This is a genomic window from Micromonospora sp. NPDC002411 (assembly GCF_053592955.1).
In genome coordinates, this window is sequence record NZ_JBSFBM010000048.1 from 1 (window position 1) to 13,194 (window position 13,194).

General features: G+C 71.9%; 14 protein-coding genes and 1 riboswitch. Of the genes, 6 read left to right on the plus strand and 8 right to left on the minus strand.

Annotation, left to right across the window (positions count from 1 at the left end):
• Positions 1–15: 15 nt before the first annotated feature.
• From ACWCO3_RS08840 to pdhA, 3 genes are read right to left on the minus strand one after another with little or no spacing between them, the layout of a single operon-like run.
• Entirely contained in the window at positions 16–1,401 is a 1,386-nt protein-coding gene (locus ACWCO3_RS08840; RefSeq protein WP_450009242.1) for a dihydrolipoamide acetyltransferase family protein, read from the minus strand.
• Positions 1,398–2,402: an alpha-ketoacid dehydrogenase subunit beta gene (locus tag ACWCO3_RS08845; protein ID WP_208745163.1), complete on the minus strand. Its 1,005-nt coding sequence runs from the start codon at positions 2,400–2,402 to the stop codon at positions 1,398–1,400. The genes ACWCO3_RS08840 and ACWCO3_RS08845 overlap by 4 nt, the downstream gene beginning before the upstream one ends.
• Positions 2,399–3,565, minus strand: coding sequence for a pyruvate dehydrogenase (acetyl-transferring) E1 component subunit alpha (gene pdhA / locus ACWCO3_RS08850; protein ID WP_450009244.1), 1,167 nt, complete (start codon positions 3,563–3,565; stop codon positions 2,399–2,401). The genes ACWCO3_RS08845 and pdhA overlap by 4 nt, the downstream gene beginning before the upstream one ends.
• Positions 3,566–3,670: 105 nt before the next feature.
• Between pdhA and ACWCO3_RS08855 the strand changes: the two genes are divergently transcribed.
• A complete protein-coding gene (locus tag ACWCO3_RS08855; protein ID WP_145781582.1) occupies positions 3,671–4,177 on the plus strand; it encodes an Lrp/AsnC family transcriptional regulator in 507 nt (168 codons plus the stop codon).
• Positions 4,178–4,183: 6 nt separating this feature from the next.
• On the opposite strand, the gene ACWCO3_RS08860 is transcribed toward ACWCO3_RS08855, so the two are convergent.
• A complete protein-coding gene (locus ACWCO3_RS08860; protein WP_145781579.1) occupies positions 4,184–5,155 on the minus strand; it encodes a DNA polymerase domain-containing protein in 972 nt (323 codons plus the stop codon).
• Between the two features lie 101 nt (positions 5,156–5,256).
• Positions 5,257–5,583, minus strand: a complete 327-nt coding sequence (locus ACWCO3_RS08865; RefSeq protein ID WP_145781577.1) for a hypothetical protein — start codon at positions 5,581–5,583, stop codon at positions 5,257–5,259.
• Positions 5,584–5,830: 247 nt separating this feature from the next.
• Between ACWCO3_RS08865 and ACWCO3_RS08870 the strand changes: the two genes are divergently transcribed.
• The 4 genes from ACWCO3_RS08870 (at position 5,831) to ACWCO3_RS08885 (ending at position 9,326) form a co-directional block, all read left to right on the plus strand.
• Positions 5,831–7,102: a GNAT family N-acetyltransferase gene (locus tag ACWCO3_RS08870; RefSeq protein ID WP_167524832.1), complete on the plus strand. Its 1,272-nt coding sequence runs from the start codon at positions 5,831–5,833 to the stop codon at positions 7,100–7,102.
• 59 nt (positions 7,103–7,161) lie between these two features.
• The gene (locus ACWCO3_RS08875) at positions 7,162–7,893 is read left to right on the plus strand and encodes a histidine phosphatase family protein (protein WP_450009248.1); all 732 of its coding nucleotides are present in this window, start codon (positions 7,162–7,164) and stop codon (positions 7,891–7,893) included.
• Positions 7,877–8,746 (plus strand): NAD(P)H-hydrate dehydratase, encoded by an 870-nt coding sequence (locus tag ACWCO3_RS08880; protein WP_145781571.1) that lies wholly within the window; start codon positions 7,877–7,879, stop codon positions 8,744–8,746. Before ACWCO3_RS08875 ends, ACWCO3_RS08880 begins: the two co-directional genes overlap by 17 nt.
• Positions 8,747–8,825: 79 nt before the next feature.
• The gene (locus ACWCO3_RS08885; RefSeq protein ID WP_145781568.1) at positions 8,826–9,326 is read left to right on the plus strand and encodes a hemerythrin domain-containing protein; all 501 of its coding nucleotides are present in this window, start codon (positions 8,826–8,828) and stop codon (positions 9,324–9,326) included.
• A gap of 148 nt (positions 9,327–9,474) precedes the next feature.
• On the opposite strand, the gene ACWCO3_RS08890 is transcribed toward ACWCO3_RS08885, so the two are convergent.
• Positions 9,475–9,813 carry an SDR family NAD(P)-dependent oxidoreductase gene (locus ACWCO3_RS08890; protein WP_450009250.1) on the minus strand — a complete coding sequence of 113 codons (339 nt, stop codon included), beginning with the start codon at positions 9,811–9,813 and terminating at the stop codon, positions 9,475–9,477.
• A gap of 65 nt (positions 9,814–9,878) precedes the next feature.
• Positions 9,879–9,968: riboswitch (ZMP/ZTP riboswitch) on the plus strand.
• Between the two features lie 19 nt (positions 9,969–9,987).
• Here ACWCO3_RS08890 and ACWCO3_RS08895 point away from each other — a divergent pair.
• Positions 9,988–11,424, plus strand: coding sequence for a glycine hydroxymethyltransferase (locus tag ACWCO3_RS08895; protein ID WP_145781566.1), 1,437 nt, complete (start codon positions 9,988–9,990; stop codon positions 11,422–11,424).
• A gap of 110 nt (positions 11,425–11,534) precedes the next feature.
• Here ACWCO3_RS08895 and ACWCO3_RS08900 read toward each other — a convergent pair whose 3' ends face one another.
• Both ACWCO3_RS08900 and ACWCO3_RS08905 read right to left on the minus strand, forming a co-directional pair.
• On the minus strand, positions 11,535–11,795 hold the full coding sequence (locus ACWCO3_RS08900) for a hypothetical protein (RefSeq protein WP_030491328.1): 261 nt from the start codon (positions 11,793–11,795) through the stop codon (positions 11,535–11,537).
• A gap of 67 nt (positions 11,796–11,862) precedes the next feature.
• Positions 11,863–13,191 (minus strand): aminotransferase class I/II-fold pyridoxal phosphate-dependent enzyme, encoded by a 1,329-nt coding sequence (locus ACWCO3_RS08905; RefSeq protein WP_450009252.1) that lies wholly within the window; start codon positions 13,189–13,191, stop codon positions 11,863–11,865.
• Between the last annotated feature and the right edge of the window lie 3 nt (positions 13,192–13,194).

The window sequence follows — 13,194 nt, forward strand, 5'->3', positions numbered from 1 at the left end:
CCGAGGGGGTACGCGTCAGACGGCGGCGATCAGCATCGCCGGGCGTTCCACGCAGTCGGCCACGTGCCGCAGGAAGCCACCGGCCACCCCGCCGTCGCAGACCCGGTGGTCGAAGGTGAGGCTGAGCTGGGTCACCTTGCGGACGGCGAGCTGCCCGTCGACCACCCACGGCTTGTCCACGATCCGCCCGACCCCGAGCAGGGCCGCCTCGGGGTGGTTGATGATCGGCGTGGAGCCGTCGACGCCGAACACCCCGTAGTTGTTCAGCGTGAACGTCCCGCCGGTCAGCCGGGCCGGCGGCAGGTTCCCGGCCCGCGCGGCGGCGGTGGTCGCCGCCAGTTCGGCGGCCAGCTCGGCGGTGGTGAGGCGTTGGGCGTCGCGCAGCACCGGCACCAGCAGACCCCGGTCGGTCTGCGCGGCGATGCCGAGGTGCACCCCCGCGGACTGGACGATCCGCTGCCCCTCCGTGTCGACGCGGGCGTTGAGCTGCGGGAACCGGCGTAGCCCGCTGAGGCAGATCCGGGCCAGCAGGGCCAGGATGCTCACCGGCGCGTCGGGGGTCGCCGCGTTGATCGCCGCACGGGTCTCCAACAGGCCGGTGGCGTCCACGTCGACCCAGATGGTCACCTCCGGGATCTCCCGCCGGCTGCGGGAGAGCTTGTCGGCGATCGCCTTGCGCACACCGGTGAGGGGGACGATCACGTCGCCGTCCCCGCTCGGCGCGAGGGCGACGTGCGGGTCCGGGACGGCGGCGAGCCGGGCGGCGGGCGCGGTCAGCGCCGCCTCCACGTCGGCGCGACGGATCACGCCGCCGGGCCCGGTGCCCCGCACCGTACCCAGGTCGACGCCGTGCTCACGGGCCAGCCGTCGGACGATCGGCGAGATGACCAGAGCGGCCGGCGAGCGCGGATCGGCGGGCGCGGCGGACACGCCGACGTCGGCGCGAGCAGCGTCCGGGCGAGCAGCGTCCGGGCGAGCAGCGTCCGCCGGGCTGACGTCGGTCGGTTCCGGGGCGAGGACCAGCCGGGGCCGACGTCGACGCCGGGTGCCGCCGCCGTGGCCCGTCCCGTACCCGATCAGGACGTTGCCGGAGCCGGCCCGTTCCTCCTCGCGGTAGGTGGCGTGCCCGGCCGGCTCGTCGCCACCGTCCAGCGGCGCGATGGTGATCAACGGCTGGCCGACCGGGCGTACCTCACCGGCCGCGCCGTGCAGGGTGACCACCCGGCCGGCGTACGGGCAGGGCACGTCCACGACCGCCTTGGCGGTCTCCACCTCGACCACGCTCTGGTCGACGGTGACCACGTCGCCCACGGCGACCCGCCACTCGACGATCTCGGCCTCGCTCAGCCCTTCACCCAGGTCGGGCAGGAGGAAGACCTGGGTCCGTTCGACGGTGGTCATGCCGCCGCCCAGCGCGCGTCGGGCTGGTCGTCCCACTGGAGGCGGGCCACCGCGTCGAGGACCCGGTCCACGCCGGGGAGGTGGGTGTGCTCCAGCATCGGCGCCGGGTACGGGATGTCCAGCCCGGCCACCCGCAGCACCGGGGCGTGCAACGCGTGGAAGCACCGCTCCTGCACCCGGGCGGCGATCTCCGCGCCGACCCCCGCGAAGCCGGGGGCCTCCTGGATCACCACGCACCGGCCGGTACGCCGGACCGAGGCGGTGATGGTGGCGTCGTCGAACGGAACGATGGTGCGGACGTCGACGACCTCCAGGTCCCAGCCCTCCTCGCGGGCGGCCTCGGCGGCCTCGAGCGCGACAGGCACCGCCGGCCCGTACGCGACAAGGGTGGCGTCGCGTCCGGGGCGACGCACGACGGCCTTCCCGAACGGCTCGGCACGCGCGGGCAGCTCCGCGTCGGCGCTGGCGAAGTAGAGCTTCTTGGGCTCCATGAAGACCACCGGGTCGGGGTCGTCGATCGCCTCGCGCAGCAGGGAGTACGCGTCCTCGACGGTCGCCGGGGTGACCACCTTCAGTCCGGGGGTGTGCGCGTAGTACGCCTCGGACGAGTCGCAGTGGTGCTCGACCCCGCCGATGCCGCCGGCGTATGGCACCCGGATGACGATCGGCACGCTCAACGCGCCCCGGGTGCGGTTGCGCAGCTTCGCGACGTGCGAGGCGATCTGCTCGAACGCCGGGTACGCGAACGCGTCGAACTGCATCTCGACCACCGGCCGCAGCCCGGACATGGCCAGGCCGACGGCGAAGCCGACGATGCCGGCCTCGGCGAGAGGGGTGTCGAAGCAGCGGTTCTCGCCGAAGCGGGCCTGGAGGCCGTCGGTGATCCGGAAGACGCCGCCGAGTTGACCGACGTCCTCACCGAAGACGACGACCCGGTCGTCGGCGGCGAGGGCGTCGGCGAGCGCGGTGTTGAGCGCCTTCGCCATGGTGGTGGCCATCAGGCGTTCCCCTCCTCGTCGCGGGCGGCGGCCAACTCGGCACGGACCTGCTCGCGCTGTTCGACCAACTGCGGGGTGGGCTCGGCGTACACGTGGTCGAAGAGGCTCAGCGGGTCGACGGTGGGCTGCTCGTTCATCCGCGCCCGCAGGTCCGCCGCGTACGCCTCGGCCTGCTCGGCCACCTCGGCGACGGCCGCGTCGTCGAGGACGCCACGGGCGCGCAGGTAGGTCTCCAGGCGGGCGACCGGGTCCCGGTCGCGCCAGGCGTCGACCTCGGCGCCGTCGCGGTAGCGGCTGGCGTCGTCGGCGTTGGTGTGGGGTTCCATCCGGTAGGTGTGCGCCTCGACCAGGAACGGCCCGTTGCCGGCGCGGGCGTGCGCGACCGCGCGGGTGAGCACGGCGAGCACCGCGACCGGGTCGTTGCCGTCGACCTGCTCGCTCGGTACGCCGTAGCCGACGCCCTTGTAGGCCAGCGACGGCGCGGCGGTCTGCCGGGACAGCGGGACGCTGATCGCGTACCTGTTGTTCTGCACGAAGTAGACCACCGGCGCCTTGAACACGGCGGCGAAGTTGATCCCCTCGTGGAAGTCGCCCTCGCTGGTCGCGCCGTCACCGATGAAGGCCAGCGCCACGGTGTCGCGCCCCTGGTACGCCTCGCCGTGCGCCAGCCCGGCGGCGTGCACGCACTGGGTGGCGAGGGGGGTGCACTGCGGCGCGGTCCGCACCTCGGTCGGGTCGTACCCGCAGTGCCAGTCGCCGCGCAGCAGGGTGAGCACCTCGACCGGGTCGATGCCCCGGGCAACCAGAGCCATCGACTCGCGGTAGGTGGGGAAGACCCAGTCGGTGTCGCGGACCGCGAGGACCGCGCCGACCTGGCACGCCTCCTGGCCCCGCGAGGATGGGTAGACGGCGAGCCGGCCCTGCTTGGTCAGGGCGGTCGCCTGGGTGTCGAAGCGGCGGCCGAGCACCATCCGGCGGTACAGCTCGCGCAGCACCTCGACGGGCGGCTCCGGGTAGTCGGTGCGGGCGGGCAGCGGCGTGCCGGTCGGGTCGAGCAGGCGGACAGGCTCGGTGTTCGGCAGCAGCGGACGCGCCGGGTCGGGCGGGGTGGCCGCCCGACGGGTGCGCGGGGATGCCCTGCGGACCGCCTGGGGAGTGGTCGTCACGGCGGAACCTCCTGGGACGTGTGGTGAGCCTATGCTTCCGCTTGTGGATGATTGACTCAAGATCGACACGGAAGGCGGGACGATTGGCATGCGGAGGATCGGTCAGTGAGCCAGGAGACCGCCGACGACGCAGGCCGGGGCGCGGGATCGGGACGATCGGCCCGAGCCCTGGACGAGGTCGACCGGCGGATCCTCGACGAGCTGGTCCGGGACGGTCGCACGTCGGTGCGCACCCTCGCCGAGCGAATCCACATCTCCCGCACCAACGCGTACGCGCGGGTGGAACGGTTGCTCCGCGACGGGGTGATCACCGGGTTCCGGGCCCAGGTGGCGCCCGAGGCGGCCGGGCTGGGCACGTCCGCGTACATCGCCCTGACCATCGAGCAGAACACCTGGCGGGAGGTGTCAGCCGAGCTGGCCCAGGTGCGCTACATCGAGCACGCCGCGCTGCTCGGCGGCGACCACGACGTCCTCGCGCTGGTCCGCGCGCCGGACAACGCCGCGTTGCGGGACGTGGTGCTGGGCCGGGTGCAGAGCATCCCGGGGGTGCTGTCCACCCGCACCTGGCTGGTGTTCGAGGAGTTCGACGGGGCGGGCAGCCCGTGGGCCTGACCCGGCTCAGCGCTCGGGTGGGGCCTCCAGCCCTTCCCGGTCGGCCAACTCCAACAGCGGCTCCAGCGAGTGCCGGTCACCGTCCAGACCGGCGTGCGGGTCGCCGCGCTCGGCGAAGCGCGCCGGCACTGACAGCACGTCGAAGTCCTCCGGTCGGGCGTCGTCCAGCTCCGCCCACTCCAGCGGCGCCGACACCAGCGCCCGGGGCGTCGGGCGGATGGAGTACGCCGAGGCCATCGTGTGGTCCCGTGACATCTGGTTGTAGTCCACGAAGACCGGACGGTCCCGCTGGTCGCGCCACCAGGTGGTGGTGACCAGCTCCGGCAACCGGCGTTGCATCTCCCGGCCCAGGGCGAGCACCGCCCGGCGACACTCACCGAAGCTCCACCGCGGCTCGATCGACAGGTAGATGTGCAGGCCCCGCCCGCCGGTGGTCTTCGGATAGCCGGTCATCCCCAACTCGGCGAGGAAGGCGCGGACCTCCCGGGCCACCGGCACCACCTGCTCGAAGCCGACGCCCGGCATCGGGTCGAGGTCGATGCGCAGCTGGTCGGGGCGTTCCACGTCGGCGGCGCTGACCGGCCACGGGTGGAAACGCAGTGTGCCCAGGTTGGCAGCCCAGATCACCACGGCCAGCTCGCTCGGCGCGATCTCGTCGGCGGTGCGGCCACTGGGGAAGGTGATGTGTGCGGTGCGCACCCACTCGGGCGCGCCCGCCGGCAGCCGTTTCTGGTAGAACGCGTCGCCCCGGTTGGTCTGCCGGGTGGCGATCGTCGCTCCCTCGAAGACACCGCGCGGCCAGCGCTCCAACATCGTCGGCCGGTCCCGTAGCGCGCGCAGGATGCCGTCGCCGACCGCCAGGAAGTAGCGGACCACGTCCAGCTTGGTCAGCCCTCGCTCCGGGAAGTAGGGCTTGTCGGGGCTGGAGACGCGGACCAGCCGCTCCCCCACCTGGATCTCCTCCGCCGCCGTGGCCACGCCCTGAGGGTACGACGCGCGAGCGCGGCGCACGGCCACCGAGCGGACACTGGCGCGGCGCCAAGGGGGACGGCCGTCGACGGCAGCGATGACACGCTCGGTCAGGAGAGCAGCAGCACGCCGACCACGATCAGTGGCAGCCCGACGAAGAGGAAGATGCCGACCCCGGTGAGCACGCGCCCACCGTCGGCCGTCTCCCGCTCCGGCGCGGCGCCGAACGTGGCGCGTGCACCGAGCATGCTGATCCGGCTCAGCGTCAGGTCGCCCGTCATGCCGATGAGCCCGCCCACCACAACCAACCCGATGCCCGGCCGACCGACGTAGTCACCGCCGTCGACCGCCACCCAGATCATTGCCGCGACCGCGACCAGCGCCCCGATCACCACGAACAACAGGACCGCTTCGCGCAGACCTCGTAAGACAGTCATTGTCGACCCCCGTCGGCTGTCCGGCGCCCATTGCCTCGCATCACCAGGTCGCGGCGGTGCCCCGAAATCGACAGCGACGATCAGCAGTGCACCGACCCCACCGGCGCCACTCCCAGCCGTACGACCGAGTCGCCACCGGGCACCGCGACCCGGTCCCCGGCCGCGACCACCACCGCGGCCGACGGCTCCCGCCAGACACCGACTGGTGTCGATCGCCCCTCTTGACCCGGTCGGGCAGGATGGCGTCGTGCGCCAGCAGAAGACCAGATCGGGCGGGGCGCCCACCGTCCGGATCGACGACGCGTCGACCGAGGACATCCCCGCCCTGCTCGCCCTCGACGCGCTCTGTTTCCCGCCCGGCGACCCGGCGCACGAGCCGGCGGCGCCGAGTGAGATCGAGAACGGCGTCGCGGCCGGGCACGTCCGGGTGGTCCGCGCCGGCACGGAGATCGTCGGCTTCCTTCAGTACGAGTTGCCGAGTGCCCATCACCTCTACCTGAGTGGGCTCGGCGTGCACCCGGATCAGCGGCGCACCGGTGTGGGTGCGGCACTGCTCGACGACTTCGTGGCCCGGGCCCGGACGGTCGCGGCGCAGCCCCACCTGAGCATCTCCACGGTGACCAGCCCGGAGAACCTGGCCATGCTCGGGTTGCTGCTGTCCCGCGGGTTCGTCGTGCGCACCATCGTGCCGGACTACTTCGGCCCGGGGCGCGACCGCTACTACTGCCAGCACAAGTCGCGGGTGGAGTACGTCGACGCCGACGAGCGCTATCTGATCCCGGTTGCCGCGTCGGCGCAGATCGCCACCCTGCTGGCTGGCGAGGAGAACGTCATCACGGGGCTGGTTAACCTGCCCGCCGGGCCGGCCCTGGAGCTGTCCCGGTTCGAGAAGGACGACTTCGCGGCCCTGCAGTCCGACGAGAGCGCCGCCGGGGTCGCCTTCTCCAGCGGCATCCTGGCCTCGATCGCGTTCGTGCTCGGCCTGTCGTTCACCTCCCCGGCCTATCCCGACGGGGTGCGGGTGCTGCTGATGTGCGCGGCCCTGGCCACCACCGCGTCGCTGATCATCTATGCCAACACCTCCGGTGAGCTGGCCCGGCTGCGAACCAACAGCTTCGGCCGGTACACCAAGTGGGGCAACGTGCTGTCGGAGTTCGGCGGTGTCTTCCCGTTCCTCATCGCCCTACCGGTCACCTTCGCGAAGATCACCTCCTCGGTGGGCGTGGCCCTGGCGGCCGCGGCCCTCTTCGGCGCGGCCCTGCTCGTCTACGACCGGTCGACCTTCGCCATCTCGGCACGCTTCCGACAAACCGTCAGCACGACCGTCCTGTCCCTCTTCGTCGCCGCCGCGCCGGTGCTCGGCGTCCTCGCGGTACGCCACTCCGCTGCGCCGTTCTCCTGGGCCTGGACGGGAGCGGTACTCCTCGCCCTGGCCGCCCAGTCCTTCACGTACCTCTTCCGCCGGCGCGACGAGTCGACCTCCCGGGTGGGGCTACGTCCCTGGCAGAGCCGCCGCTAGCCGGCGGGCGGCGGGCGGCGGTCCGATTACCACACGGTCGTGCCGGGTAGGGGTGCCGCATGGCGGAACTGGCAACCCTCTGGATCGTCCGGCACGGCGAGAGCACCGCGAACGTCGCGGCGACGCGGGCCGAGGCGTCGGGCGCGGAGCTGATCGACCTCACCCACCGCGACGCCGACGTGCCGCTCTCCGCGACCGGCCAGGAGCAGGCCCGGGCGACCGGCCGTTGGCTGGCAGCACTGCCGGACGCGAAGCAGCCGGACGTGGCGGTGGTGTCGCCGTACCTGCGCGCGGTGCAGACCTCGCGGCTGGCGCTGGCCGGGACCGACGTGCCCGTGCACCGCGACGAGCGGCTGCGCGACCGGGAGTTGGGCATCCTCGACGGGCTGACCGGCCACGGGGTACGACGGCGGTACCCGGACGAGGCCGACCGTCGGGAGCGGTTGGGCAAGTTCTACTACCGGCCGCCGGGCGGGGAGTCCTGGACGGACGTGGCGTTGCGGCTGCGGACGCTCCTGGGCGACCTGCGGCGTGACCACGAGGGTTGCCGGGTGCTGCTCTTCGGCCATGACGCGCTTGTCTTCCTGCTTCGTTATCTGGTCGAGGGCTTGACCGAGGACGAGCTGATGGCACTCACCCGGCAGGACGTGATCGCCAACTGTTCGATCACCGAGTGGTCGGCGGACGCCGACGGGCGACTGGCGCTCACCGCCTTCAACGACGTCGCGCACCTGCGTCAGCAGGGCGCCGAGCCGACCAGGGAGGACGAGATCCATGCCGAGCCGGTCTGAGGTAAGAGTGATCACACCGGCGTTGCTGCGGGACTGGGCGCTGCCGGTGCCGGTCGGTGGCAAGGAGAGCCGGGGCACCGTGCTGGTGGTCGGTGGTTCCCGCTTCACACCGGGCGCGGTGCTGCTCGCCGGGGTGGCCGCGTTGCGCGCCGGTGCCGGGGTGCTCCAACTCGCCGCCGCCGAGTCCACCGCCGCCGCGCTGAGCATCCAGGTGCCCGAGGCCCTGGTGGTCGGTCTGCCGGAGACCGCCGACGGCGCGGTGGCCGCCGACCGTGACGGCCAACTCGGCGATCTGGTCGCGCAGGCCGACGTGGTGGCGGTCGGCCCAGGCCTGAAGGCGATCGACGAAACCAACCGCCTGCTGGCCCTGGTCCTGGAGGCGGCCCGTCCGGACACGTCGCTGGTGCTCGACGCGTACGCCCTCGGTGCGCTCAGCCACGCACCGGACCTGCTTGTCGGCTCGGGTCGGCCCGTGGTGCTCACGCCCAACGTCACCGAGGCCAGGCACCTGCTCGGACGGGATCCGGGCGACGACCTCGACGCCGAGGCGGCCGAGGTGGCCGCCCGGTACGAGGCGGTCGTGTCGCTGTACGGGCACGTGGCCGCCCCGGACGGACGGGGTTGGCGAGAGGAGAGCGGCGACGCCGGGCTTGGCACCTCCGGCAGCGGCGACGTCCTCGCCGGGTTGTTGGCGGGGCTGCTGTCCCGCGGCGCGGACCCGGCCCAGGCGGCCTGCTGGGGTTCGTTCGCGCACTCGGTGAGCGGCCAGCGACTGATCCCCCGCTACGGCCGGATCGGCTTCCTGGCTCGGGAGTTGCTCGACGAGATCCCCCGCACCCTGGCCATGGTCTGAGGCGGATTCGCCTGTTTCCGCGGTGGTCGTCGGGGTACCGGAACCACACCAGAAGAGACTGTTCAGGGAGGTCATACCGGTGTCGACCGATGCCATCGTGCTGCTCAAAGAGGACCACAAAGAAATGCGCCGCCTGTTCAAGGCCTTCCAGGACGCCGAGGAGGGGCCGGCGAACCAGCGGCAGAAGCTGGTGAACCAGATCCTGGAAGCGCTGACGGTGCACACCTACCTGGAGAACGAGGTGATGTACCCGGAGGTCCGCCGGCTGCTGCCCGACCTGGAGGACGACATCCTCGAGTCGTACGAGGAACACCACGTCGCCGACGTGCTCTGCGCCGAGCTGGCCAGCATGGACGCCAGTGACGAGCGGTTCAACGCCAAGACGACGGTGCTGATCGAGAACGTCACCCACCACGTCGAGGAGGAAGAGGAGGAGTGGTTCCCCAAGGTCCGCGACGCGCTGGGCCGCAAGCAGCTACAGGAGATCGGCGAGAAGATGATCGCGCTGCGCGCGGACGCGCCGCGTACCCCCACTGAGCCGAAGGCGATCAAGAAGGCGATGGACGCGATGACCGCGTGAGTCGGTCTCGTACGCGCAGAGGGCCCGGCGGCGTGCCGGGCCCTCTGCGGTCTGCACCTTGTTCACCAGGGAACCTGCGGTGACCGTCTGGTCACCCATCATCATCGCGGCGAAGCCCTGCTCGGCGACCTTCGCCGGGTCGTCCTTCTTACCCGAACCGACCCGGGTGTCCTCCATCTCGGCCCGCTCGAAGAAGGCGGTGTCGGTCGGGCCCGGCAGCAACGCGGTGACCGTGACGCCGGTGTCCTTCAACTCGTTGCGCAGCGCGGCGCAGCTTCTCGGCCGCCGACGAGATGCCGTCGTCATCGGCGACCACGACCAGGTCGAAGCCGTGCTCGGCGAACTGCACTGCCAACTCGTACCCGATTCCGCTGGACGCCCCGGTCACCACGGCGAGCGGCCGGTCGGTGGTCGGCGTGGTGATGATGGTGCCTCCTCCCCTGCGGATGGCGTACCCGCTCGTCAGGTGGTGCCCCAGGTCGGTCACCCAACCCTCCCGGCGTGTGATGAACGGAGGTCGCCCGGGACGGCCCCGGCTGGCCCGGTAGGATCGGACCGGGCCGTTACTGGCGCGTGGGGATGGAGAACCATCGGGGAGCGGCCCCGTCACGAGGACGTTTGCCGAGCGCCTGGGCCTTCCCGCACGTCTGTTGGAGGTCGCATGTCGCGCAACGCCGAGTCCACCGCATTCCGTAGTGCCCTTGAGGTGATCCGGGCGGTCGAGCCCCGGGTGGCCGACGCCATCGGCGCCGAACTGACCGACCAGCGGGAGTCGCTGAAGCTCATCGCCAGCGAGAACTACGCCTCCCCGGCGACCCTGCTGGCCATGGGCAACTGGTTCAGCGACAAGTACGCCGAGGGGACGGTCGGTCGCCGCTTCTACGCCGGCTGCCAGAACGTGGACACCGTCGAGGCACTTGCCGCCGAACACGCACGCGAGCTGTTCGGCGCGGCGCACGCGTACGTGCAGCCGCACTCGGGCATCGACGCCAACCTGGTCGCGTTCTGGGCGGTGCTGGCCGACCGGGTGGAGTCCCCCGCGTTGAAGAAGGCCCAGGTCCGGCAGGTCAACGACCTCACCGAGGCCGACTGGTTCGCGTTGCGCCGCGAGCTGGGCAACCAGCGGATGCTCGGCATGTCGCTGGACGCGGGCGGCCACCTCACCCACGGCTTCCGGCCGAACATCTCCGGCAAGATGTTCGACCAGCGCAGCTACGGCACCGACCCGGAGACCGGCCTGATCGACTACGACCGGGTGGCCGAGGCGGCCCGCGAGTTCAAGCCGCTGATCCTGGTCGGCGGTTACTCGGCGTACCCGCGGAAGGTGAACTTCCGGATCCTGCGGGAGATCGCCGACTCGGTCGGCGCGACCTTCATGGTCGACATGGCGCACTTCGCCGGCCTGGTGGCGGGCAAGGTGTTCACCGGCGACTTCGACCCGGTGCCGCACGCGCACATCGTCACGACCACCACGCACAAGTCGCTGCGCGGGCCGCGCGGCGGCATGGTGCTCTGCCAGCCGGAGCTGGCCGACCAGGTGGACCGGGGCTGCCCGATGGTGCTCGGCGGTCCGCTACCGCACGTGATGGCCGCCAAGGCGGTCGCCCTCGCGGAGGCCCGTCGCCCCGATTTCGCCGACTACGCCCAGCGGATCGTGGACAACTCGCAGGCGCTCGCCGAGGGGCTGCTGCGTCGGGGCGCGAAGCTCGTCACCGGTGGCACCGACAACCACCTCGTGCTGATCGACGTGTCCGGTTACGGGCTCACCGGTCGGCAGGCCGAGCAGGCGCTCCTGGACTCGGGCATCGTCACCAACCGCAACTCGGTCCCGCAGGACCCGAACGGGGCGTGGTACACGTCCGGCATCCGGATCGGCACCCCGGCGCTGACCACCCGGGGCCTCGGCACCGCCGAGATGGACCAGACCGCGGAGCTGATCCACACCGTGCTCACGCAGACCACGGCCGGCGCCAACGCCGACGGCACCCCGTCGAAGGCGAAGTACACCCTCGACCCGGCCCTGGCCGACAAGATCGCTCGCCAGGCCACCGACCTGCTGGCCCCCCACCCGCTCTACCCGTCGGTCGACCTGACCTGACCCCCGCCGCTCCTGTCGATCATGGAGTTGTGGTGCCCGAAACGGGCTGGTGCACGACGTTAATCCACCACCACAACTCCATGATCGACCCGGACGGGGGGGTCCTGGGGTTAGGCCATGGGGCGCTTCAGGTGGTAGCGGTGGACTTCGGTGCTGCCTTGGACGTTGTTGACGTCTTCGGCGGCGGAGACGAGCTCCCACCCCTCCCGGCCGGCACGGTTGAGGTGCGCGATGGCGGTGTCCCCGTAGGCGGTGATGTCCTTACGGGACCCGTCCGGCGCGTACCAGACGAACGAGACATGGAAATTGCGGCCCTGTCCCTGATAGCGGCGGACGAGCAGGGCGTACTCCCAGGCAACCATGCGGCCTATTATGACCGTCCACCCAGGACGGCGGAACGCGGGTCGTCGCGCATTGCCATCCGATGAACGCGGTGTGTCAACCCGCCCGGGCGGCCAGCTCGTCGGTGATCAGCGCCGCGAGGCGATCCAACCCGACGTCGATCTGTGCCGGCGTCACCGCGCTGACCGACAGCCGCAGCGCGCACACCGGCGCGGTGTCGTCGTAGAAGTGCGCCATCGGCGTCCACAGCACCCCGTAGTCGCGCGCCGAGCGGTCCAGCAGCGCGTCGTCGACCGGGAACGGCACGGTCACCACCACGAAGAACCCGCCGGCCGGCACCGTCCAGCGCACCGCCGCCGGGCCGTCCGTCCCGGCCGGGAACCGTCGGCGCAGCCCGGTCACCAGGTGGCGCAGATTCCTCGTGTACGCGGAGCGCTCCCGCGTGTTCGCCGGGACCAGGCTGCATCCGTTCTCCAACAACCGGCCACCGATCACCGCCTGCGCTATCGGTGACGTGTTCACAGTGACCATGCTCTTGATCATGGCGAGCTGGTCCGCGAGCGGGCCGACGCGACCGTCCGGGCCGGCCACCCGCTGGTCGGCGACCACGTAACCGACACGCGCGCCGGGGAGCACGGTCTTGGCGAACGAGCCGAGGTAGACGACCCGGCGCTCGGTGTCCAACGCTTTGAGAGTGGGTACGCGCGGCCCCTCGTCGCTGTGGAACAGCCCGTACGGGTTGTCCTCCAGCAGCAGCAGGTCCTCCTCGTCCGCGAGGGTGAGCAACCGCCGCCGGTCCTCCGCGGAGATGCTGACCCCGGACGGGTTGGCGAAGTCCGGCATCACGTAACAGGCGCGCGGCCGCAGCCCCGCCGCCCGGGCCCGCCGCGCCTGGGCCGACAGGTCGGCCAGGTCCACCCCGGGCGGACCGCCGGCGACCGGCCACACCGGCAGGTCCACCAGCCGGGCCGCCCCGGTCAGGCCGACGTAGGTCGGTGCAACGGCGAGCAGCACGTCCGTCGGCCCGGTCCGCAGCGCCCGCAGCACCAGGAACATCGCCTCCTGGCAGCCGACTGTCACCACGACCGCCTCCGGGTCGACGGTGATGCCCTCGTCGATGGCGAGGTTGCGGGCGACCAGGTGGTGCACGATGCCCTTGGTCCGGCCGTACTGCAACAGCAGCCGCCGCGCCTGCTCGGGCGGGTGACCCAGGTCGTCGGTGAGGTGCCTGTGGAACGTGTCCAGGTGCCGGTGCACCGCCGCGACGTCGAAGAACTCCTCGTACGGTCGTCCGGCCGCGAGGGACACCGCCGCCGGGTAGCGCTCGGACACCTCGTTGAGGAAGTTCATCGAGGTCAGCGCCGGGTCGCCCAGCGCGGGGTGCAGGTCTGCGGCGGTCAGGTCGACCGGCTCGGTGGCGGTCACCGC